Source organism: Bradyrhizobium liaoningense (assembly GCF_018130785.1).
GTDB lineage: Bacteria > Pseudomonadota > Alphaproteobacteria > Rhizobiales > Xanthobacteraceae > Bradyrhizobium > Bradyrhizobium liaoningense_A.
This window is the reverse complement of record NZ_JAFCJT010000012.1, coordinates 175,373-199,873: the sequence shown is the minus strand read 5'-3', so window position 1 is coordinate 199,873 and position 24,501 is coordinate 175,373. Positions and strand designations below refer to the sequence as shown.

At 64.8% G+C, this 24,501-nt stretch carries 24 protein-coding genes and 1 tRNA gene; 11 read left to right on the top strand and 14 right to left on the bottom strand.

Going from position 1 to position 24,501, the window contains the following annotated elements; translation table 11 throughout:
• Both JQ627_RS23795 and JQ627_RS23790 read right to left on the bottom strand, forming a co-directional pair.
• Positions 1–378 (bottom strand): nuclear transport factor 2 family protein, encoded by a 378-nt coding sequence (locus tag JQ627_RS23795; RefSeq protein WP_212486528.1) that lies wholly within the window; start codon positions 376–378, stop codon positions 1–3.
• Between the two features lie 283 nt (positions 379–661).
• Positions 662–1,498: a helix-turn-helix domain-containing protein gene (locus JQ627_RS23790; RefSeq protein WP_212486527.1), complete on the bottom strand. Its 837-nt coding sequence runs from the start codon at positions 1,496–1,498 to the stop codon at positions 662–664.
• 156 nt (positions 1,499–1,654) lie between these two features.
• On the opposite strand from JQ627_RS23790, the gene JQ627_RS23785 reads away from it, so the two are divergent.
• Both JQ627_RS23785 and JQ627_RS23780 read left to right on the top strand, forming a co-directional pair.
• On the top strand, positions 1,655–2,020 hold the full coding sequence (locus JQ627_RS23785; protein ID WP_212486526.1) for a hypothetical protein: 366 nt from the start codon (positions 1,655–1,657) through the stop codon (positions 2,018–2,020).
• A 61-nt stretch (positions 2,021–2,081) separates the two neighbouring features.
• Positions 2,082–2,405 carry a putative quinol monooxygenase gene (locus JQ627_RS23780; protein WP_212486525.1) on the top strand — a complete coding sequence of 108 codons (324 nt, stop codon included), beginning with the start codon at positions 2,082–2,084 and terminating at the stop codon, positions 2,403–2,405.
• Positions 2,406–2,558: 153 nt separating this feature from the next.
• Here the strand turns inward: JQ627_RS23780 and JQ627_RS23775 are convergent.
• A tRNA-Leu gene (locus JQ627_RS23775) sits at positions 2,559–2,643 on the bottom strand.
• Positions 2,644–2,803: 160 nt separating this feature from the next.
• Positions 2,804–3,046 carry a FliM/FliN family flagellar motor switch protein gene (locus JQ627_RS23770; protein WP_035714832.1) on the bottom strand — a complete coding sequence of 81 codons (243 nt, stop codon included), beginning with the start codon at positions 3,044–3,046 and terminating at the stop codon, positions 2,804–2,806.
• 82 nt (positions 3,047–3,128) lie between these two features.
• Here JQ627_RS23770 and lipB point away from each other — a divergent pair, with 82 nt between their 5' ends.
• On the top strand, positions 3,129–3,866 hold the full coding sequence (gene lipB, locus JQ627_RS23765; protein ID WP_212486524.1) for a lipoyl(octanoyl) transferase LipB: 738 nt from the start codon (positions 3,129–3,131) through the stop codon (positions 3,864–3,866).
• A gap of 198 nt (positions 3,867–4,064) precedes the next feature.
• The gene (locus tag JQ627_RS23760) at positions 4,065–4,778 is read left to right on the top strand and encodes a DNA helicase (protein ID WP_212486548.1); all 714 of its coding nucleotides are present in this window, start codon (positions 4,065–4,067) and stop codon (positions 4,776–4,778) included.
• Positions 4,779–4,822: 44 nt separating this feature from the next.
• Here JQ627_RS23760 and JQ627_RS23755 read toward each other — a convergent pair whose 3' ends face one another.
• Complete coding sequence (locus JQ627_RS23755) at positions 4,823–5,245, bottom strand: 4-oxalocrotonate tautomerase family protein (protein ID WP_212486523.1); 423 nt, start codon at positions 5,243–5,245, stop codon at positions 4,823–4,825.
• 113 nt (positions 5,246–5,358) lie between these two features.
• Here JQ627_RS23755 and JQ627_RS23750 point away from each other — a divergent pair, with 113 nt between their 5' ends.
• Entirely contained in the window at positions 5,359–6,213 is an 855-nt protein-coding gene (locus JQ627_RS23750) for a LysR family transcriptional regulator (protein ID WP_212486522.1), read from the top strand.
• Positions 6,214–6,217: 4 nt separating this feature from the next.
• Here JQ627_RS23750 and JQ627_RS23745 read toward each other — a convergent pair whose 3' ends face one another.
• The 3 genes from JQ627_RS23745 to JQ627_RS23735 are packed head-to-tail and all read right to left on the bottom strand — an operon-like array spanning position 6,218 to position 8,890.
• Complete coding sequence (locus JQ627_RS23745; RefSeq protein ID WP_212486521.1) at positions 6,218–7,654, bottom strand: TIGR01777 family oxidoreductase; 1,437 nt, start codon at positions 7,652–7,654, stop codon at positions 6,218–6,220.
• Complete coding sequence (locus JQ627_RS23740) at positions 7,651–8,316, bottom strand: DUF4166 domain-containing protein (protein WP_212486520.1); 666 nt, start codon at positions 8,314–8,316, stop codon at positions 7,651–7,653. Before JQ627_RS23740 ends, JQ627_RS23745 begins: the two co-directional genes overlap by 4 nt.
• Positions 8,317–8,332: 16 nt before the next feature.
• Positions 8,333–8,890: a GbsR/MarR family transcriptional regulator gene (locus JQ627_RS23735; protein ID WP_212486519.1), complete on the bottom strand. Its 558-nt coding sequence runs from the start codon at positions 8,888–8,890 to the stop codon at positions 8,333–8,335.
• Between the two features lie 151 nt (positions 8,891–9,041).
• Between JQ627_RS23735 and JQ627_RS23730 the strand changes: the two genes are divergently transcribed.
• Positions 9,042–10,562, top strand: a complete 1,521-nt coding sequence (locus JQ627_RS23730; RefSeq protein WP_212486518.1) for a PAS domain-containing sensor histidine kinase — start codon at positions 9,042–9,044, stop codon at positions 10,560–10,562.
• 94 nt (positions 10,563–10,656) lie between these two features.
• On the opposite strand, the gene JQ627_RS23725 is transcribed toward JQ627_RS23730, so the two are convergent.
• From JQ627_RS23725 to JQ627_RS23710, 4 genes are all read right to left on the bottom strand, one after another.
• Positions 10,657–10,956: an acylphosphatase gene (locus JQ627_RS23725; RefSeq protein WP_212486517.1), complete on the bottom strand. Its 300-nt coding sequence runs from the start codon at positions 10,954–10,956 to the stop codon at positions 10,657–10,659.
• Positions 10,953–11,819 carry an oxaloacetate decarboxylase gene (locus tag JQ627_RS23720; RefSeq protein WP_212486516.1) on the bottom strand — a complete coding sequence of 289 codons (867 nt, stop codon included), beginning with the start codon at positions 11,817–11,819 and terminating at the stop codon, positions 10,953–10,955. Before JQ627_RS23720 ends, JQ627_RS23725 begins: the two co-directional genes overlap by 4 nt.
• 93 nt (positions 11,820–11,912) lie before the next feature.
• On the bottom strand, positions 11,913–13,928 hold the full coding sequence (locus JQ627_RS23715) for an acetyl/propionyl/methylcrotonyl-CoA carboxylase subunit alpha (RefSeq protein ID WP_212486515.1): 2,016 nt from the start codon (positions 13,926–13,928) through the stop codon (positions 11,913–11,915).
• A 176-nt stretch (positions 13,929–14,104) separates the two neighbouring features.
• The gene (locus tag JQ627_RS23710; protein WP_212486514.1) at positions 14,105–15,175 is read right to left on the bottom strand and encodes a putative zinc-binding metallopeptidase; all 1,071 of its coding nucleotides are present in this window, start codon (positions 15,173–15,175) and stop codon (positions 14,105–14,107) included.
• A gap of 215 nt (positions 15,176–15,390) precedes the next feature.
• Here JQ627_RS23710 and JQ627_RS23705 point away from each other — a divergent pair, with 215 nt between their 5' ends.
• The 4 genes from JQ627_RS23705 (at position 15,391) to JQ627_RS23690 (ending at position 20,950) form a co-directional block, all read left to right on the top strand.
• Positions 15,391–17,868 (top strand): PAS domain-containing sensor histidine kinase, encoded by a 2,478-nt coding sequence (locus JQ627_RS23705; protein ID WP_212486513.1) that lies wholly within the window; start codon positions 15,391–15,393, stop codon positions 17,866–17,868.
• Between the two features lie 10 nt (positions 17,869–17,878).
• Positions 17,879–18,319 (top strand): EamA family transporter, encoded by a 441-nt coding sequence (locus tag JQ627_RS23700; protein ID WP_212486512.1) that lies wholly within the window; start codon positions 17,879–17,881, stop codon positions 18,317–18,319.
• Positions 18,320–18,387: 68 nt separating this feature from the next.
• Positions 18,388–19,674: an MFS transporter gene (locus JQ627_RS23695; protein ID WP_212486511.1), complete on the top strand. Its 1,287-nt coding sequence runs from the start codon at positions 18,388–18,390 to the stop codon at positions 19,672–19,674.
• A 25-nt stretch (positions 19,675–19,699) separates the two neighbouring features.
• On the top strand, positions 19,700–20,950 hold the full coding sequence (locus tag JQ627_RS23690; protein WP_212486510.1) for an arsenic transporter: 1,251 nt from the start codon (positions 19,700–19,702) through the stop codon (positions 20,948–20,950).
• A 9-nt stretch (positions 20,951–20,959) separates the two neighbouring features.
• Here the strand turns inward: JQ627_RS23690 and JQ627_RS23685 are convergent, their stop codons facing one another.
• Both JQ627_RS23685 and JQ627_RS23680 read right to left on the bottom strand, forming a co-directional pair.
• Positions 20,960–22,324 carry an MFS transporter gene (locus tag JQ627_RS23685; protein WP_212486509.1) on the bottom strand — a complete coding sequence of 455 codons (1,365 nt, stop codon included), beginning with the start codon at positions 22,322–22,324 and terminating at the stop codon, positions 20,960–20,962.
• 25 nt (positions 22,325–22,349) lie between these two features.
• Positions 22,350–23,117, bottom strand: a complete 768-nt coding sequence (locus JQ627_RS23680) for a GntR family transcriptional regulator (RefSeq protein ID WP_212486508.1) — start codon at positions 23,115–23,117, stop codon at positions 22,350–22,352.
• 174 nt (positions 23,118–23,291) lie between these two features.
• On the opposite strand from JQ627_RS23680, the gene JQ627_RS23675 reads away from it, so the two are divergent.
• Complete coding sequence (locus tag JQ627_RS23675; RefSeq protein ID WP_212486507.1) at positions 23,292–24,491, top strand: mandelate racemase/muconate lactonizing enzyme family protein; 1,200 nt, start codon at positions 23,292–23,294, stop codon at positions 24,489–24,491.
• Positions 24,492–24,501 lie beyond the last annotated feature (10 nt).

Below are 24,501 nucleotides of genomic sequence, written 5' to 3'. Positions count from 1 at the left end.
CTATCGCGTCGCGGGCGCCGGAGCCGCGTCGACAAAGCCGACGACGGACTTGAAGCGGCCATCGTCGGCAATGAAGGCGAAGTCGGTGCCTTTGATGTAGAGGGGTGCATCCGCAGTGGCGCCCGCGACCCAGGAGAAGCGGACATAGTCATGATGCGCTTCGATACCGCTCGCGAGATTGAGCCGGTAGCCGGGAAACTGCCCCTGGGCCTTCGCGATCATGCCGTCGATGGAGTCGTGTCCGCGTCCGTCACGAACTCTGTCGACATAGGTGCCGTCCTCGGTCCACGTCGCAGCGACGAGATCGCGCCGCTTCTTCGCGTCCTGCTCGTTCCAGGCCGCCAGATACTGCACCACGATGTTGTTGACGCCGACCATTTTGCTTTTCCCATCACCCGCGCGCTCGGCTGCGAGCGCGCCTGACGAAAGGCGCCCTAGCACGGTCAACGCCGATGCGATCAAAACATTCCGCCTGTTCATTCTCTTCTCCCTCGGGCTCCCCGTGCGTCGTCCATAGCTGGCTCTTCATTTCGGCGTCAGGGTGCGCGCTGCGTCGGAGAGTGTCGATAACCTCGAAAGTCAAATTGTTCTTTCAGCACGAGAGCTCGCCGCTCCGGCTAACGAGGTAACCGGACCTCGCACATGAGCCAGATCGAATAGGTCAGCCAGCCCTGGAGGCGAGCGGATTGCCCGCATCCGGCAATCTGGTCTCCTCGACCATGTCGTTCACGATGGCGATCGTGGCGTCGTCGGCCGGAAACAGCATTTCGAGAGCAAGCTCCGACAGCGTGACATCTGCGGGTGCGCCGAAGACGGTCGTGGTGTTCAGGAACGAGACTCTGCCGAACCGGGTTTGAACGCGAAGCGGCGAGACATATCGCTGAGGACCATCGCTCGATGCGAGCGCCACGGTCCCCTTGGGAGCCGGGTAGGACGACACTTCGGTCAGCAGAGCCTGGATGACGGGATCCGCCCGTGCCTCGATCTGCTGCTTCAGCACCGTGACGGTGTGGGCGCGCCACTCGACGAAGTTTTCGATGCGCGGTCCCATCCCATCGGGATGCAGGATGAGGCGCACGGCGTTGACCGGACTGCGAAGCAGCTCCGGAGAACACCCCTCGTAAAGCTGCGGCAGCGCCGCGTTCGACAGGACGACGTTCCAGTGTCGGTCCAGCACATACGCCGGATACGGAAGATGGACCCGGAGGATCTGCTCCATCGCGGATTTGGCAGATGACATCTCCTCGAGAGACCTCTCGGCGAAGGCAGGCGAAAAGCCCGCGGCGAGCAGAAGCACGTTTTGATCCCGCAGCGGCAGGTTCAACTGTTCAGCCAGGCGCTGCACCATCTCCCTGCTCGGACGCGAACGACCCGTCTCGAGGTAAGACAGATGCCGGGTCGAGCTATTTGCGGCCAGCGCAAGCGCCGTCTGCGACAGCCCCCGGCTGACCCGCCACCTCCGTAGCAATACGCCAAATTCGACTGCGCGGCCGGACATGCCTCAGCTTACCAATCGCCGCGGTCGCCATACCATGACCTCCGAGGTCAAATTCGCGCCGCACGTCAGTGTGTTTTGACCTGTGAGGTTATCGACCGAGCGCGGTCGCGTGAAGCACTCTTCCCGGGCAAGACCGATCATGCGGAGGAGATCATCATGGAGAGCCCAAGCAGTTTGGCCGACCGTTACGTCGCCGTCTGGAACGAGACCGATACGGTGAGGCGCAAGCGCCGGATCGCGGAACTGTGGGGCCGGGAGGGACGGCACTATGTCGGTGATCGCAAGGTCGAAGGTCGGGAAGCCCTCGAGCAACGGGTGCGCGAATCCCACGAGAAGAACGTCAGGGACAATGGCAACCGGTTTCGCGCGGCCGGCGATGCACGCCGGGTGCACGACACCGTGGTCTTTCATTGGGAAATGCTTCCTGGCAACGGAGATTCCGTTCTGGCTCGCGGGCTCGAATTCCTCGTCGTCGACGACAACGGAAAAATCGTCGCCGACTACCAGTTCTTTCCAGCCTGAGAGACGGACCGCCGTGAGGACGCCGGCAATCGCCGCCGAACATATGCCGAGGAGAAGCACAATGCCGGTCACCTATGTCATCAAGTTTGACGTGGTGCCCGAGCAGCGCACGAATTTTCTGCGACTGCTCGGGGCGGTGCTCGACGCGATGAGACACGAGCCGACGTTTCATCAGGCGGTCCTGCATCGCGATCCCGTGTCCGAAAATCGCTTCATGCTCTACGAGACTTGGGAGAGCCATGACGAGGTCGTGAACGTTCAGATCAAGCGATCCTATCGAGACGCCTGGCATGAGGCGCTTCCCGCCCTGCTCGCACGCGACCGCGACATCGAGATGTGGGAGCCGCTGCGGAGCGACCGTGTCCGAAGTCTGAGTGCCGATTGACGGCGTTACGCGCCGCCCGGGGACCACCTGGTACCCCGACTTCGGCGTTCCGCCTCAACTTTCCAGCGGGCTCGCTGGCGCAACTCGCGCCGGAAAAGGGCGGCCCTCAAGCCACCGGAAAACAATACTTAGATTTCAATTGGTTAGATACCTTGGTGCGCTCGGAGGGACTCGAACCCCCACGGTGTTACCCACTGCCACCTCAAGGCAGCGCGTCTACCAGTTCCGCCACGAGCGCTAAGGGATGCCGGCTTGAGGTTTTGAGGCCGGCCGGATCAGCGGCGCCGATCTAACAAATCCATTAGGGGGATACAAGCCTGCAAAAGCCCTGAATTCCACAAGCTTGGCAGGAAAATCGCGGCCCTCCCCAGGAGATCGGTCCTATCAGGTCGTTAGCCCTACCGGGTGCCCGCCGTGCGCGGCAGCATCTGCTTGACCTCGACCGCGATCCGGTTGCGATCGACCAGCACGACGCCGGAGGCGACCGGCAGGTTGTTGGCGAGAACCTTGACCTCGTCGGCCTCGGTTGCGTCCAGTTCGATGATGGCGCCGCGGGAAAGACGTAATACTTGATGGATCGGCATGGTGGTCGTCCCGAGGACGACCATGAGATCCACGGTGACTTTATCGAGAGTGGGCACTGTCAGGACCGCCGCAACTTGGGACTTAAGCCAAAGGACTTGGCATTTGCTCCCCAGATGATCACCACGTTATGGTTAGCCAATGGTTAATTCACCTCAAAACCCCCGCCAAGACCTCGATTTGACGTCGTTTTCCGCCTCCACCGGCGAGCCCGTGGAGTGGCGAATCTCGGACGCGCCGGTGCCCTATCTGGACGCCGTGGCTGCCATGGAGGCGCGAGTCGCTCAGATTGCCGCCGGCGAGGCGCCCGAGCTGGTCTGGCTGCTCGAGCACCCCCCGCTCTACACCTCCGGCACCTCAGGCAAGGAAACCGACCTGCTCGACCCGCGATTTCCGACCTTTGCCACCGGGCGCGGCGGGCAGCTCACCTATCACGGGCCCGGCCAGCGGGTGGCCTATGTCATGCTCGACCTCAAGCGGCGCCGGCCGGACGTCCGGGCCTATGTCGCGAGCCTGGAGGAATTGATCCTGCGGACGCTCGCCGCCTTCAATGTCCGCGGCGAGCGGCGCGAGGACCGGGTCGGCGTCTGGGTGAAGCGGCCCGACAAGGGGCCCGAGCACGAAGACAAGATCGCCGCGATCGGCGTCCGCCTGAAGCGCTGGGTCTCGTTCCACGGCATCGCCATCAATGTCGAGCCGGAGCTGTCGCATTTCGCCGGGATCGTGCCCTGCGGCGTCGCCGATCCTCGCTACGGCGTCACCTCGCTGGTCGATCTCGGCCAGCTCGTGACCATGGCCGATGTCGACGTCGCGCTGCGCAAGGCGTTCGAGGAGCTGTTCGGGCCCACCCGGGCGCTGGTGGCGGAAGCGGCCGTCTAGCTTTTCCTGTTGGACGCACACCGCCCGCGTTCTCTGCAGTCGCGGAATCGGCTACGCTTGCTTCCGGCGCCGCCCACGCCTCCCCCCTCCGCCGGGAAAGCAGACATCATGCCGGGCGATGAGATCATCGGACCGACTGTTCGAGCGCCAGGCATAAGGAGGGATTGCGGTTTCTGCTCGCAATGGGAGGTTTTGACGATGAGGCTCTCTGCGCCGATCCATCATCTGAAGCGACGAGCCAAGCGCCTGTCGCGCGGGGAAGGCATTCCACTCCACGACGCGCTTGACCGCATCGCTGCGACGGAAGGGTTTTCCGCCTGGAGCATGCTCGCGGCAAAGGCCGCCGCACTGACGCCCGCCAATCGCCTGTTCCCGCAATTCCGGCCGGGTGATCTGGTGCTGGTGGGCGCGCGCCCCGGTCAGGGCAAGACCCTGATGAGCCTCGAACTCGCCGTGGAGGCCATGAAGTCGGGCCATCGCGCTGCATTCTTCTCGCTCGAATATACCGAGAAAGATGTCCTGGACCGCTTGCAGGCGATTGGCGTGGACCCGGCACAGTTCGACAAACTGTTCGAGGTCGACTGCTCTGACACGATCAGCGCCGACTACGTCGTCAAGCAGATGGCGCCGGCGCCGCGCGGCACGGTCGTGGTGATCGACTATCTGCAATTGCTCGACCAGAGGCGGGAAAATCCTGATCTCGCTGTTCAGGTGCGCGCATTGAAATCGTTCGCACGCGACAAGGGGCTGATCGTCGTCTTCATCTCGCAGATCGACCGATCCTATGACCCAACGATCAAGCCCTGCCCTGATCTCAGCGATGTCAGGTTGCCGAACCCGCTGGACCTGAAACTCTTCGACAAGACGTGCTTCCTGAATAATTCCGAGGTTCAGTTCCGGGCGGCGAGCTAGTGCAACAGGCCGCGGGTGAGATTCTTCACCCGCGGCTTGCGACCTCACGCCGCCTGCAACGCAACCTCGAGCTTGCCGGCGATGTAACGCCGCTCCTGGGTCAGGCCGCCAAAACCGTAGGCATCGCCCTTGACCTCATCGACGTGCAGATACGTCTCGGGATGCAGCGGGCCCAAAATCTCGGCCATGCGCTTGAACATCGCGGCGAGATAGGTCGCCTTCTCGTCCTTGGTGTTGGTGCCTTCGCTGACATGGATGTCGATCCAGTAGCTGGCAAGCTTCTGCTCGGCGAGCGACTTGCCGCCGGCGAACCAGTCGCCTGCGTCGACCGATTTCACGATGATGGCGGTCACCTTGGGATCCTTGTGCAGGATTTTTGCGGTGAGCTCGGACACGGCATTCGCGATCTCGGCCTTCAGCGACGGCGACTGGCGGGAGGTGGTGTAGGACACGGTGATCAGCGGCATGGTGGTTCTCCTCAAGATGCTGCGCAGGTCTTGCGCGGCGTTGGTGAGAAGCTAGACCTCCCCTCGTCATTTTGGTATCTTATCTCTATTGATACCAGTGATAACCAATCATAATGACAGCTACACTCGACATCGCCACCATCCAGGCCTTCCTGCTGGTCGCCGACCTCCAGAGCTTTACACGCGCGGCCGAAGCGCTCGGCACGACGCAGGCCGCGGTCAGCCTGAAGCTTCAGCGGCTGGAGACGCTGCTGGGCAAACGCCTCGTCGAGCGCTCGCCGCGCGCGGTCCGGCTCACCGCCGACGGCGCAAGCTTCCTCGATCGCGCCCGCGCGCTGATGGAGGCGCATGACCGCGCGCTGTCGGGCGAGATTTCAGCCGCGCAGTCGCTCTCGCTCGGCATCTCCGACCACGCCGCAGGCCCGGAGCTGGTGCCGCTGCTCGAACGGCTGCACGCGATGTCCTCAAGCCTCACCCTCGCCGTCACCATCGGATTCTCGCGCGAGATGCAGGATGCCTATGATGCGGGCGGGCTTGACGCCGTGATCGTGCGCCAGGAAGGCAGCCGCCGGGGCGGCGAAAAGCTGACCGAGGACGAGTTCGGCTGGTTCGCATCACGACGCCATACCTTGCTGAAGGGTGAGCCGCTGCCGCTCGCAACACTCGCCCCACCCTGCGGCGTCCGTGCCGTCGCCGTGCGCACGCTCGACAAGGCCGGCATCGCCTGGCGTGAACGTTTTGTCGGCGGCGGTGTCACGGCAGTGGTTGCGGCCGCACTTGCCGGGCTTGCAATCGCGCCGCTGGCGCGGCGGATTGCGCCGGCAGGCCTCATCGACATCGGGCCAGCACACAAGCTGCCGAAGCTCGGCAGCTCGAAGGTGATGCTTCATTCGAAGGTCAGCGATCCCGCGAAGCTTGCAGCGCTGCGTGCCGTGGCGGCAACGTTTCGAAGTGTAGCCGCCCCCTGAAGTCTCACAAGATCGCCTCGAACGCGCTGCGCAGCGTCTCGTGCCTGAACACAAAACCGCGGCTCAGCGCCTTGTTCGGCAGCACCCGCTGACCACCGAGCAGGAGCTCGTCGGCAAAGCCGCCGCCGATCCGGCGCAACAGGCCACCGGGGATGCGGAACACCGCGGGCCGACGCAGACGGCGGCCGAGCTCTTCGGTGAACTTCGCGTTGGTGACGGGAATCGGCGCGGTGGCGTTGACGGGGCCGGCGAGATCGGGCGTTGCCATCACATAGGCGATCAGCCGGATCAGATCGTCCCGTTCGATCCACGACATCCACTGCCGCCCGGTGCCGAGCGGGCCGCCGAGCCCGAACTCGAACGGCGTCAGCATGCGCGTGATGAAGCCGCCTTCGGTGCCAAGCACGAGGCCGATGCGCAAGTAAACCACGCGCACGCCAAGCTCCTCCACGGGGCGCGCCGCCTTTTCCCAGGCCGCGCACAGCTCGTGGCTGAAGCAGGCATGCGACTTCGCCGATTCCGTCAGCACCTGGTCGGCCCACAGACCGTACCAGCCGATCGCGGAGCCGCTGACGAGCACCTCGGGCTTGCGATCGAGCCGCGCGACCAGCTTGACGATCTCACCGGTCATGTCGATGCGGGAGTTGATGATCTTCGCGCGCTTTGCTTCGGTCCAGAGGCCGTTACCGATCGGCTCGCCGGCGAGATTGACGATGGCATCGATCTGCGTGTCCGCGGCGAGCTGATCAAGACTCGTGATCAGCGTGACCGGCGGCGACAGCATCTCGGCCTTCGCGGGGTTGCGGATCAGCGCGATGACGTGATGCCCTGCCTCACCAAGGCTCGCCGCAAGCCGGCTGCCGATGAAGCCGGTGGCGCCAGTGATCAGCACGGTCTTGCGGCCGGGCAGCTTTTCGACGAGCCCGTGAGCGGGCACGCTTCGCATCCGGCCGAGCCGGCGCATCGCGGCAAAATCCCTGACACCGCACAGCGCAGCGCCAACCGCGCAGGCGGTCGCGGCGATGCTGAGCAAGCCCTGATACACCACGGTCACGCCGAACGGCTGCATCCCCCAATCGATCAGCACGGGCAACAGCAGCACCAGGATGGCGCCGTAATTGATCGCCAGCAGCGTGTGATTGATCCGCTCGCTCGGCGGCAGCTTCCGGCTCAGGTCCTCCTCGACGAAGTCCATCAGCGTGATGACGATCTCGGCAACCAGCACCGCGATGATCAAAAGCGCCAGCACGCCATGGACTTCGAGCCAACCGAGCAAAAGGAACAGGAGTGCATAGAGCATGTTGCGGATGCCGTGCAGCTTCAGCTCGAAACGCTGCGACGGACGCCAGGCCAGCCGCTCGGTGAATTCGTGGTGATAGAAGGTGTCGAACGCGCCCATCACGATCTGGATGGCGATGAGCGTCCACATGAGCTGCGTCATGACACGGCCTCCCTGAACACGGCGGACTGGTGGATCAGCGCGCCGTAACGCGGATGAATGACGTCGAGAGTGAAACGGAAAGCGCCCTCGCCGAGATCGCTGTGCCTCACCGTGAGATCGCCCGGCGTGAGCCATTGCGGCAGCGGGATCCAGAGGCGGCCGAGCTGCAGGCCGTAAGCAGCGCTGCGAAAAGTCAGCGTCTCGCCTTCGACCGCGATGCGGAGCGCCATCGAGACGCCGAAGCCGACATACTCCTCGAGCCCGGTCGGGCCGGCGAAGCGCTTTGCGGAATGAATCACTTGCGGAAAGCCCCGCTTGCGCGCGCAGATGCGGGTCCAGGTCTGGCCGCCGGTAGCGCCGTCCTCGGTAACAGTCACGATCATCGGCACACCGGTGTCGCGGCCGGTCGGCAGCGGGCCGCCGATCAGGCGAGCGACCTGCGCGAACCACCAGCCAATGTCGCTGAAGCCGACCTCGTCGACGATTCCGACATAGACGACACTGTCTCCATCGGCGACGCGTTTTGAAAAGCGCCGCCAGGTCGCGAGCGGCAGGCGGCCCCAATCCTCGTCCGAGAGCAGCGCGCGGAAGCGGCGGTCGTCGAGCAGTTTAGTGTGAGCGGGAAGAGATGCGTTGGAGCCTGATAATCGAGCCGACGTCATCGCACCCTCCTCAACGCTATTTGGCCTTGCCCAGCGGCAACAGGTTGGCGATCTTCTCGCCGAGCCGCATCAAGGCGACCAGCCGCGGCCGCGGCACCTTCAGCATCTGCATGAACCAGTGGTCGGCGAGCTCGGTGAAGGCGAGCATCTCCTTCAGCCGTTTGCTGGCCACCGGATTGATGGTCGGGTCGTCGGCAGCATCGGACACGCAGGCCCGCAGCGCTGTGATTGCCGGGTCGAGCTCCCGCTCCTTGCGCCGCGCCGCAATTCTCGCGGCGACCTCCCAGATGTCGGTCTCGGCCTCGTAATGATCACGGCGGTCGCCGAGGATCGGGACGCGCCGGATCAGGTTCCAGGCGAGCAGCTCCTTCAGCGAATTGGAGACGTTGGAGCGCGCCATGCCGAGCGTGTCGGCGATGTCCTCGGCCGTCATCGGCGCTTCGGCCAGATAGAGCAGCCCGTGGATCTGGCTGACCGAGCGATTGACGCCCCACCCGTCCCCCATGTCGCCCCAATGCAGGATGAAGCGCTCGACGGCGGCGGGAAGTTTCTTCTTTCCGGTTATTTCTGTCATGACAGAAATATCTGACGAATGCGGCTGACTGTCAAGAGCGCTCGTCGGCTGGCGCGCTGCATACCGTCCGTCGTATTTGCCTAAAAACGCCCCAGAGAACGGGAACCAAACGCCCGTCTGGACGTTTGCCCCGGTTCCAGGCGGGTTGAGAATGGCGACAAAGTCCAGTCAGCAGAGAGACTTGTTCGAAAGCGAGCGCAGCTTTCGGCTGTTGGTGGAGGGCGTCGCGGACTACGCGCTCTACATGCTCGATCCCACCGGGATCATCACGAGCTGGAATATCGGCGGCGAGCGGATCAAAGGCTATGCGCCCCAAGAGATCCTCGGCCAGCATTTCTCGCGCTTCTACACCGAGACCGACCGCGCCAACGGCAAGCCCGCGCGTGCCCTCGGCATCGCGCGGGACCACGGCCGCTACGAGGAGGAAGGCTGGCGCGTCCGCAAGGATGGCACGTTCTTCTGGGCGAGCGTCATCATCGATCCGATCTACGAGAGCGGCACCCTGGTCGGTTTCGCCAAGATCACCCGCGACATCACCGAGCGGCGCAACGCGCAGCTCAAGCTCGAGGCGATGCAGAGGCAGCTTGCGGAATCGCAGAAGTTCGATGCGCTCGGACAGCTCACCGGCGGCGTCGCGCACGACTTCAACAACCTCCTGATGATCATCAGCGGCAGCCTTCACATACTGAAGAAAGGTGATGACGACGAGGCCAGGCTTCAGCGCGCGATGTCCGCGATCGAGACGGCAACCAAGCGCGGCGCCGCACTGACCAGCCAGCTCCTGACCTTCGCGCGGCGACAGAGCGTCAATCCCCAGGCGATCCGCTTCGGCGAGCGCATCGAGGCGATCCGCGAAGTGCTTCAGGCCGGCGTCGGGAGCGTGGTTCGTCTCGCCTTCGACATCGACCGCGCGGTCTGGTCGGTCAAGGCCGACGTCTCCGAGCTCGAGACGGCGCTGCTCAATCTCGTCATCAACGCTCGCGATGCCATGCCCGACGGCGGCACGGTGACCGTCGGCGCACGCAACGTCGTCCTGGACGATCCGCTCCACAGCGGCGAGCACATCGCCATCACCGTCGCCGATACCGGGCTTGGCATCCCCTCCGACGTCGTCGACAAGATCTTCGAGCCGTTCTTCACGACGAAAGCGGTCGGCAAGGGTACAGGTCTCGGCCTGTCGCAGGTGCACGGCTTTGCGCACCAGGCGGGCGGCACGGTCAAGGTCGCAAGCGAGCTCGGCAAGGGCACCACCTTCACCATTCTGCTGCCGCGCGAAACCGCGGCCGCTCCGAGCGAGACCGCTCCGACGACGCCGGTTCTCGGCAGCGGCACGGTGTTGCTGGTCGAAGACAATCCTGATGTCGCGATCGTCAGCATCGGCCTTCTGGAGCAGCTCGGCTATCGCGTGCGCCGGGTCGCAGACGCCGAATCCGCACTGCTAGAGCTCGAGAAGAACGGCGTCGACTTCGTATTCTCGGACATCGTCATGCCCGGCAAGATGGACGGGCTCGGTCTTGCCCATCATCTGCGCCAGGTCCGCCCTGGCCTGCCGATCCTGCTCGCCACCGGCTACAGCGAAGCCGCCGCCGACGTCCGCGGCGACTTCCCGATCCTGCGCAAGCCCTACGAGATCCACGAGCTGAGCGAGGCGATCTCGAAGCTGCCAAGGTGAGGCGATGGTCTCTTCGCCTCACCCCGCCCTCACGTCGTACGAAGAACGTGGATGCCCGGGACAAGCCCGGGCATGACGACCTCACAGAACGCACCTACACCGTCGGCAAGACCGAGAATGTCTCCCCTGCCCTGCGCAGGTTCAATTCGTCCGCACTGGCGGTCTCGCTCGTGACGCTGTCCACGCGCGACGACGGCGGGCCGTGGCGGCACAGCGCGACCATGTCGGCGACATGCTTTGGCGTGCCTGCGAACAGAGCTTCCACGCTGCCGTCGCGGCGGTTGCGAACCCAGCCTTCGAGGCCACTGGTTGTCGCCTGGTACTCGACCCAGGCCCTATAGCCGACGCCCTGCACGCGGCCGCGGATCATGACCTGGAGAATCGCTCGGCTCATTTTTTCAGCCCGAGAAAGCCGGCGCCGCGCGCCTTGACGTCGGCCTCGCGCATGACGCGGCTGGTCAAATCCGGCGACGGAAGTCCTTTGAGGTTCTTCGGCGGCGTGCCCTCGCGCAACGCTTTCTGCGTCTCGTAGACGGCCTGCGTGGCGGCCGCGATCGGCGCATGGCCCTGAAGCGCGATGCGCACGCGCTGGTCCGCGAGATAGTCGATCGCGTTCAATTCGTCCGGCGCACCACCGAGCACGATCGGCAGATGGGTAGCTGATACGATGGCCTCGAGCTCGGCGCGCGACTTGATTCCGGTGAAGAACAGCGCATCGACACCGGTCGCCTCATAAGCCCTGGCGCGGCGGATCGCATCCTCGATGGAGCTGACCGAGGCAGCCCCAGTGCGGCCCATGATGACGAGCGAGGGATCGCTGCGGCCGTCGAGCGCCGCCTTCATCTTGCCGACGCCTTCTTCCAGCGAGGTCAGCTGCGTCTTCGCCTCGCCAAAAGCAGCCGGCAGCAGCGTGTCCTCGATGGTGAGGCCGGCGGCGCCCGCGGTCTCCAGCTCCTGCACCGTGCGGCGCACGTTGAGCGCATTGCCATAGCCGTGATCGGCATCGACCAGCACCGGCAGCGTCGCCGCGCGCGACATCCGCCGCATCTGCTCGGCAAGCTCGGTGAGCGTGATCAGCGTGACATCGGGGTCGCCGAGCACTGCGAGCGAGGCGACCGAGCCGCCGAACATGCCGAGTGGAAAGCCGAGATCCTCGGCGATGCGGATGGAGATCGCGTCATAGACCGAGCCGGGATGGACGCAAGTCCCGCCCGTCAGGATCGAACGCAGCTTTTCACGGCGGGAACGAAAGGCCATGGTGCCCTCTCAACCGTTGCGACGCAGCCGCAACATACTCCGTCATTGCGAGCGCAGCGTTGGTGGGGCCAGTGAGGGCCCCACCCACTTGCTTTACGCAAACTCCAGAATCAGCGCGTCCACCGCGAGCGTCGCGCCGGCGCTGGCGTGGATCTTCTTGACCGTGCCGTCCTGCTCGGCGCGGAGCACGTTTTGCATCTTCATGGCTTCGACCACCGCAAGCGTCTCGCCGGCCTTGATCTCCTGCCCTTCGGTCACCGCGATCGAGACCACGAGGCCGGGCATCGGACACAGCAGCTTCTTGCCGGTGTCGGAGGCCGTGGTCACCGGCATCAGCCGTGCCGAGGCCGCTTCCGCCTCGGTCCAGACATAGACCGGCACCTCGACGCCTTGGTGCGCCAGGCGGATGCCGTTGGCGATCGGGCGCGCCTGCACCGCGACGAAATGGCCGTCGATGGTGCCCTGCCAGACCGGATCGCCCGGCTTCCACGGCGAGGCCAGCAGATGTGCATTGCCGGCCTTGCCCTCGGCATCGATGAACCGGATCGCAATGGCCTCGCCCTCGCGTCCGACCTCGAGCAGAATCTCCTGGCGGTCGAGCCAGACCGCGCGGCGCCGCTCGCGCTGCACGATGCGGCCGCCCATCTGGCCCGAGATCTGCCGCTTGCGCTCGCCGAGCACGTGATCGATGGCGGCGCCGACCGCGGCGATCCGCCGCGCGACCTCGCCTTCGGGCACGCGCACTGCAAAGCCCTTGGGGAATTCCTCGGCGATGAAACCGGTCGAGAGCCGTCCCTCGCGCCAGCGCGGATGGTGCATCAGCGCCGACAGGAACGGGATGTTGTGCCTGATACCCTCGACGTAGAACGAATCCAGCGCGGTGGCCTGCGCCTCGATCGCGGCCGCGCGCGACGGCGCATGTGTGACGAGCTTGGCGATCATCGGATCGTAATGGATCGAGATCTCGCCGCCCTCCTGTACGCCGGTGTCGTTGCGCACGGTGATGCCGTCCTGGCTGGCTTCGGCCGGCGGGCGGTACTTCACGAGGCGCCCGATCGAGGGCAGGAAGTTGCGGAACGGATCTTCGGCGTAGAGGCGGGATTCCACCGCCCAGCCGGTGAGCGTAACGTCCTTCTGGCTGATCGCCAGCTTCTCGCCGGCGGCGACGCGGAGCATCTGCTCGACGAGGTCGACGCCGGTGACGAGCTCGGTGACGGGATGCTCGACCTGGAGGCGTGTGTTCATCTCCAGGAAGAAGAAGCTCTTGTCCTGTCCTGCGACGAATTCGACGGTGCCGGCGGAGTCGTAGTTCACCGCCTTGGCCAGTGCAACGGCCTGCTCGCCCATCTTGCGGCGGGTGGCCTCATCGAGCAGCGGCGACGGCGCCTCCTCGATGACCTTCTGGTTGCGGCGCTGGATCGAGCATTCGCGCTCGCCGAGATAGATCACGTTGCCGTGCTTGTCGCCCAGCACCTGGATCTCGATGTGGCGGGGATCGACGATGAACTTTTCGACGAAGACGCGGTCGTCGCCGAACGAGGCTTTCGCCTCGGCCTTGGCGAGGTTGAAGCCTTCGGCAACCTCGGCCTTCGAATGCGCGATGCGCATGCCCTTGCCGCCACCGCCGGCGGAGGCCTTGATCATGACGGGATAGCCGATCTCGTCGGCGATCCTGACCGCGTGCTTGTCGTCCTCGATGACCCCGAGATAGCCCGGCACGGTCGAGACCTTGGCCTTTGCCGCGGCCTTCTTGGATTCGATCTTGTCGCCCATCGCCGCGATCGCGCCCGGGTTCGGGCCGATGAAGACGATGCCGGCGGCCTCCAGCGCGCGCGGAAACGCCTCGCGCTCGGACAGGAAGCCGTAGCCGGGATGCACGGCCTCGGCCCCCGTCTTGCGGCAGGCCTCCACGATCTTCTCGATCACCAGATAGCTCTCGGCGGCTGCGGGCGGGCCGATCAGCACGGCCTCGTCGGCCATCTCGACATGGAGGGCATCGCGGTCGGCCTCGGAATAGACCGCAACCGTCTGAATTCCCATGCGGCGAGCGGTCTTGATGACCCGGCAGGCGATTTCGCCGCGATTGGCGATCAGAATGCGTTTGAACATGCTTTTCTTGAGTCTCGACCTTGGGCGGGACCCTTCCCTGGCCGTTGGGGCCTGCGGGGGACGGGCCGTGTGGCCCCCGTGGTACATCAAAATGGGCCGGAGGCAACGGTCTAAATCCGCACCCTCTGGCGTACCAGCGCAAGACCGAAATGGGCCTGGTGAGCCCGTGAGCGGACCTATGGCTTCGCGGCCTTGGCCACGCCCCGGACCAAGCCGTGAATGAAGCCCAGCTTGCCGACCACGGCCGGCGACAGGATGAAGGGATAGAGGTCGCGCAGCCCCATGGCGCGGTTGACGCTGTTCATGGCGAAGGTGAAGGGCAGCCATGCGTTGACGAGCGCCTCGACGTCCCTCGTCTCATAGGGGTTGAAACGGATGCGCGCCGTCAACTCCCCGTCGCGGTCGACCCTGGGGCGCACCTCCATGCCGAACTCGGAGGCCATCTCCAGGGTATCGACGATGTGGAGGTAGTGCGCCCAGGTCTCGGCGAAGTCTTCCCAGGGATGCGTGGTGGCGTAGGCCGAGACGTAGGTCTGCTGCCAGTCCGTTGGCGCGCCTTCGGCATAATGGAGCTGCAAGGCTTGGCCGTAATCGGCGGAATCGTCGCCGAACACCACGCGGCATTGCTCCAGACTGCCGCCCTCGCGCACGAGCACGTCCCAGAAGTAGTGGCCGACCTCGTGGCGGAAATGCCCGAGCAGCGTGCGGTAGGGCTCGCCCATCTCGAGCCTGCGCCGCTCGCGTTCGATGTCGTCAGTCTCGGTCAGCGCGATCGTGATCAGGCCGTTGTCGTGGCCGGTCATGATCTTCTGCCCGCTGTTCGGATCATCGGCGAGGAAATTGAAGATCAGCCCATGTTCAGGATTCTCCTGCCGCGTCTGGAGCGGCAGCTTCCAGCGGATCAGGGAATAGAACAGCCGGTGTTTCGCCACCTCCAGCTCGCGCCAGCCGGCGAGTTGAACCGGATCGGACAGATCAGGCACGATGCCGTTGTGGCGGCAGGCGCGGCAATAGCCGGTGGTATCGCCCGCGTCCGTCAGCCAGTTGCAGGCGTCGTACTCGGCATTGCTGCAGAGCATACGGCTTTCGCCCTTGTCCGCCAGTATCTTCCAGGCCTCCCCGTCGGGCTCGATCGCCGACATCGTCTCCTTCTCCGGCAGGAAGGCGACCCTGTGGCCGCAGCGTTCGCAGGCACGGTTCTCGAAATAGAGAACGTTGCCGCAGTCCTGGCAGACAAAGAGCTTCAAGGTTTAGCCTCTCCGGCAAGGGAGTTTTATGAATAAGAGTTGGGGTGCTTCGCAGATACGCGCGTCGATGGGTCATCGTTCCAATGTTCGGAACAAATAGCCAGACCCGGCGTTCGTTCATACCCGCCATAATCCTCTCGACGGCGCCTTTTCCTGCTTATTCCCTTTTGAGCAATGGCTATCACGCTTTGTCTGTGTGAATATCGGTCCGGCACGTGCGCATCCGCATCACAACGGCCGACGCCTTGAACGATCCTTTGCCCGAGACCATTGCCGCCGAAAGGCTGCGCCAGCACCTCGAAGAAATCGCGCGCGAGCGCGACAACGCCTATCGCGCGCTCCAGGAGCGCGAGGCGGAGCTGGCGCGCATCCAGCGCATCGGCAAGGTCGGCGGCCTCGAGGTCGACTTCCGCGAAGGCTTCAAGAACCGCCGCTCGCCGGAATATCTGATGCTCCACGGGCTGCCCGCGGATGCCACCGGCGAGTCGCATGAGGATTGGGTCAACCGCATCCATCCCGAGGATCGCGACGCCGCGGTCAAGCACTTCCTCGATGCGCTGGCCGGGACGAACGAAGACTACACCGCCGAATACCGCATCATCCGCCCCAGCGACGGCGAGATCCGCTGGATCCGCGTCGTCGCCAAGTTCGAGCGCGACAGTGACGGCCGCGCCATTCGCCTCGTCGGCGCCCATATCGACGTCACCGCCCAGGCGCTCGCGCGCGAGACGCTGCGCGAGAGCGAGGAGCGTTTCCGGTTGATCGCCGACAGCGCGCCGGTGCCGATCTGGGTCACCAAGCTCGACCGCACGCGCTCCTTCGCCAACCAGGCCTATGTCGACTTCGTCGGCCTGCCCTACGACCAGGCCATCGCCTTCGACTGGCGCAAGGTGCTGCATCCCGACGACCTGCCGCATGTGCTGCAGCAATCGGTCCAGGGCGAAGCGTCGCTGAAACCGTTCGTGCTGGAGGCGCGCTACAGGGATGCATCCGGCGAATGGCGCTGGCTGCGTTCGGAATCGCAGCCGCGCTGGGACCCGACCGGCAAGCATATCGGCTTCATCGGCGTCGCCCACGACATCACCGTCGCCAAGCAGGCCGAGATCGAACTGCGACGACTCAACGAGACGCTGGAAGAGCGTATCGTGGAGCGCACCGCCCAGCTCGAATCCAACGAGGCGCGGCTGCGCGCCATCCTGGAGACCAGCAACCAGTATCAGGGCCTGGTCAACCTCAAGGGCGAATTGCTCTATGCCAACAAGACCGCGCTCGACGGCATCGAGGCGAGCGCCACGGACGTGATCGGCAAGCCGTTCTGGGACACGCCCTGGTTCACCGGCACCCACGGCATGAGCGCAACCGTGCGCGAGGCCTTCGATACCGTGCTCAAAGGCGAAGCGGTGCGGCTGGAGATGCGCCTGCGTCTGCCCATCGGGGAGCGCGATTTCGACTTCGGCATGCGGCCTGTGCTCGACCGCCACGGCAACATCACCGGCGCCGTGCCCGAGGCCGTCGATATCACCGAGCGCCGCCGCGGCGAGGAGGCGCTGCGGCAGTCGCAGAAGATGGAGGCGATCGGCCAGCTTACCGGCGGCGTCGCCCACGACTTCAACAACCTCCTCACCATCATCCGCTCGGCGACGGACTTCCTGCGCCGCCGCGAGCTGCCGGAAGAGCGCCGCCGGCGCTATGTCGACGCCATCTCAGACACCGTGGAGCGCGCCTCCAAGCTGACTGCGCAGCTTCTGGCCTTTGCGCGCAGGCAGCCGCTGAAGCCGCAGATCTTCAACGTCGGCAGCCAGGTCGAGGGCGTGGCGCAACTGGTGCGGCCGCTGGTCGGCGGCCGCATCGAGATCGGCGTCGAGGTGAACGATGCCGACTGCTTCACGGTGGCCGACGTCGCGCAGTTCGAGACCGCGCTGATCAACCTCGCCATCAACGCCCGCGACGCCATGGACGGCGAAGGCCGCCTCACCATCGCCGTGCGCAAGGTCGCGGGCATCCCGAGCCTGCGGGCGCAGTCGGCGCGTGGCGGCGACTATGTCGCGATCTCGGTCGCGGATACCGGCAGCGGCATCGCGCCTGAAAACATCGACGCCATCTTCGAGCCGTTCTTCACCACCAAGGAGGTCGGCAAGGGCACCGGCCTCGGCCTCAGCCAGGCCTTCGGCTTCGCAAAGCAGTCCGAGGGCGACATCGCGGTGACGAGCACGCACGGCGAAGGCGCGACCTTCACCATTTACCTGCCGCAGGCGCACAGCCCCGCCACGGAGAAGGACGCTGCGGCGCTGACCAGCGAGGCCGCCACCACCGGGCGCGGTTATCGCGTGCTCGTGGTCGAGGACAATGACGACGTCGGCCAGTTCTCGACCGAGCTATTGGAAGACCTCGGCTATGTCGTCCGCCGGGTCGCCAACGCCAATGCGGCGCTCGCCATCCTCGGCGAGAACGAATTCGCCGTCGACCTCGTCTTCTCCGACGTCATCATGCCCGGCATGAACGGCGTCGAGCTCGCCGGCATCGTCCGCGAGCGCTATCCAGGCCTGCCCGTCGTCCTCACCAGCGGCTACAGCAACGTGCTCGCGGAAAACGCGCATCGCGGCTTCGAGCTGATCCAGAAACCGTACTCCGTGGAATCGCTGTCGCGTATCCTGCGCAAGGCGATCACGGAGAAGTTGGCGGCGGCGCGGTGAGAGACAACCGATGAAACCCGCCCTCCTCTCGGCCTGGCAGACCTGGGCGCTGCTGTCGGCCTGCTTTGCGGCGCTGACCGCGATCTTCGCCAAGGTCGGCGTCGAGAACATCAATCCGGATCTGGCGACGTTCATCCGCACGATCGTGGTGCTGCTCGCCTTTTCGGTGCTGCTGTTCCTCACCGGCCAGTTCGCCGTGCCCTCGGCTGTCTCGTCGAAGACCTGGCTGTTCCTGGTGTTGTCCGGGCTTGCGACCGGCGCGTCCTGGCTGTGCTATTTCCGTGCGCTGAAGCTCGGCCCGGCGACGCTGGTGGCGCCGATCGACAAGCTCAGCGTCGTGCTGGTCGCCCTTTTCGCCTTCGCCTTTCTCGGCGAACGGCCGACCGCGCAGGGCTGGATCGGCATCGCCATGATCGGCGCCGGCGCGGTGCTGCTGGCCGTGAAGTTTTGAAGGGCGGAACCAAGGTGGCGTGAGATCGGTTTCTCGCGGATCGCTTCCCAGCCTCGATCGAGAGACCGATGTCGAGCCAAGCCTCCCATCACCCCACCGACCAGACGAGACGCGCCGGCCGCGCGCTGGACGCGGCCAACTTCTTCCTCGCCGACGTCCGCGACGGGCTTGGGCCCTATCTCGCCGTCTATCTCCTCACCGAGCAGCACTGGGACGAGGCGCGCATCGGCCTCGTGATGTCGATTGCGACCATTGCCGGCATCGTGGCGCAGACGCCGGCCGGCGCGCTGATCGATGCGACGCGGGCGAAGCGGCTGGCGATGGTCATCGCCGCCATCATGGTGACGCTGGCATCACTGTCGCTGCCGCTGTTTCCCAGCTTCCTGCCGGTCGCGATCTCGCAAGGCATCGCGCAGGCCGCCGCCGTGGTCTTTCCGCCGGCGATCGCCGCCGTCTCGCTCGGCATCTTCGGCCACGCCGCCTTCACCCGGCGGATCGGCCGCAACGAGACCTTTAATCACGCCGGCAATGCGGTCGCGGCCGGGCTCGCAGGGCTCAGCGCTTACTGGTTCGGCCCGACCGTGGTGTTCTACCTTCTCGCCGCCATGGCGGCCGCAAGCCTCGTGAGCATCCTCGCGATCCCCGCCCGCGCCATCGACCACGACCTCGCCCGCGGGCTGCACGACGCCGATACCGGTGACCAGCCGGAACAGCCCTCAGGTCTCGCGGTGCTCCTGACCTGCCGCCCCCTCCTCGTCTTCGCAGTCTGTGTCGTGCTGTTTCACCTGTCCAACGCGGCCATGCTGCCGCTGGTCGGGCAGAAACTCGCGCTGCAGGACAAGAACATGGGCACCAGCCTGATGTCGGCCTGCATCGTCGCAGCTCAAATTGTGATGGTGCCGTTCGCGATGCTGGTCGGCGCGAAGGCTGACCGCTGGGGCCACAAGCGCTTCTTCCTCGCCGCATTGTTGATCCTGCCCATTCGCGGCGCACTCTATACGATCTCCGACAATCCGTTCTGGCTGGTCGGCGTGCAGCTTCTGGACGGCGTCGGCGCCGGCATCTTTGGCGCGATCTTCCCCGTCATCGTCGCCGACCTCATGCGCAACACCGGCCGCTTCAACGTCGCGCAGGGCGCGGTCATCACTGCCCAGAGCATCGGCGCGGCGCTGTCGACGACGCTTGCGGGCCTCGTCGTGGTCGGTGCTGGCTACAGCGCGGCGTTCATCACGCTCGGCGCGGTCGCCGCGATCGGCGCCATCGTCTGCCTCCTTGCTTTGCCCGAGACCCGGCATGGCGCCGTGCGGGCACAGGGGAAGACAGCGGCTCCAGCATCGGTTATCGCTGCCGAATGAACCGACCAAACCTCAAGGACTGAACGTGCCGTCTGACGCCATCTGGGCCTGGAGCATCATCGTCGCCGCGACCGCAGGCGTCATCATCCGGCCCTTTCGCCTGCCCGAGGCGATCTGGGCCGTGATCGGCGCCGGCGCCCTGGTGCTGCTCGGCCTCCTGCCGTGGCAGGATGCGCTCACAGGCATCGAGAAAGGCGTCGACGTCTATCTCTTCCTGATCGGCATGATGCTGATCGCCGAGCTGGCCCGGCTCGAAGGCCTGTTCGACTATCTTGCCGCCCTCGCGGTGGAATATGCAGCCGGCTCGCCGCAACGGCTGTTCCTGCTGATCTACATCGTCGGCACGCTGGTCACGGTGCTCTTGTCGAACGACGCGACTGCGATCGTGCTCACGCCCGCCGTCTATGCCGCGACGCGCGCGGCCGGCGCCAAGCCGCTGCCCTATCTCTTCGTCTGCGCCTTTATTGCAAACGCCGCAAGCTTCGTGCTGCCGATCTCGAACCCCGCCAATCTCGTGGTGTTCGGCTCGCGCATGCCGCATCTGACCGAATGGCTGCGGCAGTTCGCACTGCCCTCGCTCGCCTCGATCGTGCTGACCTATGTCATGCTGCGCCTCACCCAGCATCGCGCGCTGAAGGAGGAAGCCATCGAGCGCCGTGTGCCGCACAAGGTGCTCAGCCGCGGCGGCAAGCTGACCGCGATCGGCATTGCCGCGATCGGCGTCGTGCTGATCACGGCCTCCGCGCTCGACAAGCAGCTTGGCCTGCCGACCTTCATCTGCGGCGTCGTGACGACCGGCCTCGTCCTGCTGCTCAACCGTCAGTCGCCCGTGCCGGTGCTGAAGCACGTGTCCTGGAGCGTCCTGCCGCTGGTCGGCGGGCTTTTCGTGATGGTGGAAGCACTGGTGAAGACTGGCGTGATCGGCCATCTCAGCGCACTTCTGCACGAGGCCGTCGCGCAGTCCGTACCCAAGGCCGGCTGGAGCGTTGGGATCGCCACCGCCATCGCCACCAATATTGCCAATAACCTGCCGGTCGGCCTCGTCGCCGGGTCGATCGTCGCCGCCGATCACCTGCCCACCTCGGTCGTCAGCGCCATCCTGATCGGCGTCGACCTGGGACCGAATTTGTCGATCACCGGCTCGCTCGCCACCATCCTCTGGCTGGTGGCGCTGCGCCGCGAGAAGATCGAGGTCGGCGCCTGGCCGTTCCTTAAATTGGGACTGCTCGTGACACCGCCGGCCCTGATCGCGGCATTGGCTGCCGCGATCAGGTAACTTGCGGGATCAATCGTTCTCGTAGCCGTAGACTTCCGGCAGGATGAAGATCGCGGCGAGCAATCCGATCAGCGGGAAGATCGCGACCATCAGCGTGGCATTCGCCTGGCCGATCGCCGCGAACACCGTCGGGAACAGGAAGATCGCCAGGAAGGACGGCAGCTTCACGAACATGTAGGCGAAGCCGCTGGCCGTGCCGCGATACTTGGGCTTGGCAACCATGGTCGGGATCGTCATGCAGTTCGACGCATCCCAATAATGGCCCCACAACATGGCGGCCGCTGCGAACGGCAACAGGATCTTGTTGTCGGTGTAGAGCGCGAAAGCCGCGACCAGCAGCGAGGCCAGCACGATGCCGAAACCGGCGATCGCGATGCCGCGGTGGCCGATCTTCGGCGTCAGCAGCGGGCCGACCCAGCCGGACAGCGCGGCGAAGGAGAACAGCGCCATCGTCACCAGATTGATGCCGAGCACGCTCGACACGCCGACCATGACAAAGAGCACCGGCAGGTAGAACGCAAAGGTCGAGAACTCGCTGCCCTGCGCGAAGCAGGCGATCCAGCCGTAGATCGTCGCGCGCCAGCGGATCGGATCCTTCTTCAGATCGGCGAGGAACGCGCGGGTCGAGACCTTCGGCACCTCCACGTCATGGTTCGGCAGCATGTCGAGATTGTCGTTGAACATCTCGCGAGCGACCTGCTTGGCCTCGCGGTAGCGTCCCTTCTGCACCAGCCACACCGCCGTCTCCGGCACGTCGTGACGCATGATCAGGATGATCAGCGCCGGCACCGCGCCGAGGCCGAGCGTCACGCGCCACAGCATCTCGTGCTGCATGTCGGTCAGCAGGAAGATCACGATGACGCCGATGGTGAGGACTTCACCGACGGCGAACATGAATTGCCAGCGATTGCCCATGACCTCGCGCTCACCCTTGGCCATGGATTCCATGATGTAGGTGTAGCCGGTCGAGATATCAGAGCCGAGCGGAATGCCGAGCAGGAAGCGGATCACGACGAGCCAGCCGACGCTCGGCACGAAAGCCTGCGCCAGCGCGAGCACGATGAACAGCACCATCGTCACCAGGAACATGACGCGGCGGCCGATCTTGTCGGAGAGCCAGCCGCCGAGCAGCGCGCCGATCAGGGCGCCGCCCTGCGTGCCGGCGGCGGCAAGACCCAGCATCAGCGGATCGGGATTGTACTGCTCCTTGATGAAGATCAGCACGAAGGCGATCGAATAGAGATCCCAGGCTTCGACCAGGATCGAGGCCATCATCAGCCAGCCGACCTTGTTGCCCTTGGGACTGTAGTTCGTAATGAGGTAGCGGACCGCGGCTTCGCTCGCGGTCGGTTGTGGCATCGCCATCGTTGACATCTTTGGTCCTCTCTTCAAAACTCTCTTACGTGCCGAGCAGCGGCTCGATGCTGCAATCGAGCAGGCGCGGATCGATCCCCGCCTCCATGCCCGTGAACATGTGGTCCATGTAGTCGATCAACGCATCGCTCGCCTTCACCGCGTCTTCGACGTGGCGGCCGGCGACCGCACTGAGAATGGCGAGGTGGCGATCGATCGTGCCCGACAGGTCGGCCTGTCCCGGCATGAAGCGATGGTGGATGTAGCCGATGCGGCGGTACAGCGTGTGTAACGGCCGCAGCGTGTGCACCAGGAAGGGCTCGCCGGCGGCTTCCAGCACCAGCGCGTCGATGCGGCGATCGATGCTGTTGAATTCGTCGAGGGTCAGGGTGGCGCGGCGTTCGCGCAGCAGACGCTCGATGTGCAGCGCCTGATTGCGATGCGACAGGCTGGCGCGATCGGCCGCGAGCCGCACGACAAAGCGCTCCATGTCGCGGCGCAAGGCCAGCAGCATCCGCTCGCGCGCAAGATCGATCGGCGCGATGTGCAGACCGTGGCGCGGACGGATGATGATGAGCGTGTCGGCGGAGAGACGATTGACGGCGTGATGCACCGGTGTGCGCCCGAAACCGGTGATGTGCTGCAATTCCAGCATCGTCATGAATTGTCCGGGCTTGAGCTCGCAGTGGACGAGCAGCTCTTCGATCTTCTGATAAGCCAGCTCGAAGAAGTTGAGCCGGTTGTGCCGGGAGGGCTTGCCCTCGCCGTCGTCCTCGTGTCTCACCACCTCGAGCGCGCGCTTGCGCCGTGCCATGTCGTCCTCCTGTCAGCCGCGCTCTCATTGCTCGGTGGCGCGATATTTGTGGGACCCTTAAAACATGTTGTGATATATTACAAGCAGGCGTAAGACGTTCGCGCGACCTGCAACATGTTGCAGTGCGAAATGAGACGTCAGGCGCGAGGCGCCTGTGATGGGAGGATTGTTGCCGTGAAGATCACGTCGATCGAGACGCTGCGCACTGAGGAATTTTCCAACGTCATCTGGGTGCGCGTTCACACCGACACGGGCATGATCGGTCTCGGCGAAACCTTCTACGGCGCTGGCGCAGTCGAGGCGCAAATCCACGACACCTTTGCCGGCCGCCTGCTCGGCCGCAATCCGCTGCACATCGAGGCGATCCATCGCGACATGCTCAACCTGCCGATGGCGCAATCCTCGACTGGTGTCGAATACCGCGCGGCGTCAGCAATCGACATCGCGCTATGGGATCTGTTCGGCAAGGTCTGCAATCAGCCTGTGCACCAGATGCTCGGCGGCCTCTGCCGCGACAAGCAGCGCATCTACAACACCTGCGCCGGCACCCAATATGTCCGCTCCACCAATATCAGCCCGGTCGCCAACTGGAATCTCGGCGCCTCCAAAGGCCCCTACGAAGACCTCGACGGCTTCATGCACCACGCCGACGCACTGGCCGAAAGCCTGCTGGAGAGTGGCATCTCCGCGATGAAGATCTGGCCGTTCGACCCGGCGGCCCAGGAGAACAAGGGCCTCTACATCACCGCAGCCCAGATGAAGCGTGCGATCGAACCGTTCGAGAAGATCCGCAAGGCCGTCGGCGACAAGATGGAGATCATGGTCGAGCTCCACTCGCTCTGGAACCTGCCGACCGCCAAGCAGATCGCGCGTGCGCTCGAGCCCTACAAGCCGACCTGGTACGAAGACCCGATCCGGATGAACTCGCCGCAGGCGCTGGCCGAATATGCCCGCTCGACCGATGTCTGGGTCTGCGCCAGCGAGACGCTGGGCTCGCGCTACCCCTACAAGGACATGCTCGACCGCGACGCCATGCATGTGGTGATGGCAGACCTGTGCTGGACCGGGGGCCTGACCGAAGGCCGCAAGATCGCGGCGATGGCCGAGACTTATCACCGGCCTTTTGCTCCACATGATTGCATTGGCCCGATCGGCTTCATCGCCGCCATCCACATGTCGTTCAGCCAGCCCAACACGCTGATCCAGGAATCGGTGCGCGCCTTCTACAAGGGCTGGTACAATGAGCTCGTCACCACGATGCCCACGATCAAGGACGGCTTTGTCTATCCGATGGAAGGACCCGGCCTCGGCGTCGACCTTCTGCCCGCCGTATTCGACCGCTCCGATCTGACCGTGCGTCGCTCCAACATCTGAGGATTTCTTG

What these genes read in the sequence shown, in the direction of transcription:
- JQ627_RS23715 (WP_212486515.1), bottom strand. Translation starts at nt 13,928, where the DNA reads ATGTTCAAACGCATTCTGATCGCCAATCGCGGCGAAATCGCCTGCCGG.
- JQ627_RS23760 (WP_212486548.1), top strand. Translation starts at nt 4,065, where the DNA reads ATGAGGCTCTCTGCGCCGATCCATCATCTGAAGCGACGAGCCAAGCGC.
- JQ627_RS23740 (WP_212486520.1), bottom strand. Translation starts at nt 8,316, where the DNA reads ATGACGTCGGCTCGATTATCAGGCTCCAACGCATCTCTTCCCGCTCAC.
- lipB (WP_212486524.1), top strand. Translation starts at nt 3,129, where the DNA reads ATGGTTAATTCACCTCAAAACCCCCGCCAAGACCTCGATTTGACGTCG.
- JQ627_RS23780 (WP_212486525.1), top strand. Translation starts at nt 2,082, where the DNA reads ATGCCGGTCACCTATGTCATCAAGTTTGACGTGGTGCCCGAGCAGCGC.
- JQ627_RS23755 (WP_212486523.1), bottom strand. Translation starts at nt 5,245, where the DNA reads ATGCCGCTGATCACCGTGTCCTACACCACCTCCCGCCAGTCGCCGTCG.
- JQ627_RS23795 (WP_212486528.1), bottom strand. Translation starts at nt 378, where the DNA reads ATGGTCGGCGTCAACAACATCGTGGTGCAGTATCTGGCGGCCTGGAAC.
- JQ627_RS23685 (WP_212486509.1), bottom strand. Translation starts at nt 22,324, where the DNA reads ATGTCAACGATGGCGATGCCACAACCGACCGCGAGCGAAGCCGCGGTC.
- JQ627_RS23750 (WP_212486522.1), top strand. Translation starts at nt 5,359, where the DNA reads ATGACAGCTACACTCGACATCGCCACCATCCAGGCCTTCCTGCTGGTC.
- JQ627_RS23745 (WP_212486521.1), bottom strand. Translation starts at nt 7,654, where the DNA reads ATGACGCAGCTCATGTGGACGCTCATCGCCATCCAGATCGTGATGGGC.
- JQ627_RS23735 (WP_212486519.1), bottom strand. Translation starts at nt 8,890, where the DNA reads ATGACAGAAATAACCGGAAAGAAGAAACTTCCCGCCGCCGTCGAGCGC.
- JQ627_RS23790 (WP_212486527.1), bottom strand. Translation starts at nt 1,498, where the DNA reads ATGTCCGGCCGCGCAGTCGAATTTGGCGTATTGCTACGGAGGTGGCGG.
- JQ627_RS23725 (WP_212486517.1), bottom strand. Translation starts at nt 10,956, where the DNA reads ATGAGCCGAGCGATTCTCCAGGTCATGATCCGCGGCCGCGTGCAGGGC.
- JQ627_RS23730 (WP_212486518.1), top strand. Translation starts at nt 9,042, where the DNA reads ATGGCGACAAAGTCCAGTCAGCAGAGAGACTTGTTCGAAAGCGAGCGC.
- JQ627_RS23695 (WP_212486511.1), top strand. Translation starts at nt 18,388, where the DNA reads ATGTCGAGCCAAGCCTCCCATCACCCCACCGACCAGACGAGACGCGCC.
- JQ627_RS23700 (WP_212486512.1), top strand. Translation starts at nt 17,879, where the DNA reads ATGAAACCCGCCCTCCTCTCGGCCTGGCAGACCTGGGCGCTGCTGTCG.
- JQ627_RS23680 (WP_212486508.1), bottom strand. Translation starts at nt 23,117, where the DNA reads ATGGCACGGCGCAAGCGCGCGCTCGAGGTGGTGAGACACGAGGACGAC.
- JQ627_RS23785 (WP_212486526.1), top strand. Translation starts at nt 1,655, where the DNA reads ATGGAGAGCCCAAGCAGTTTGGCCGACCGTTACGTCGCCGTCTGGAAC.
- JQ627_RS23720 (WP_212486516.1), bottom strand. Translation starts at nt 11,819, where the DNA reads ATGGCCTTTCGTTCCCGCCGTGAAAAGCTGCGTTCGATCCTGACGGGC.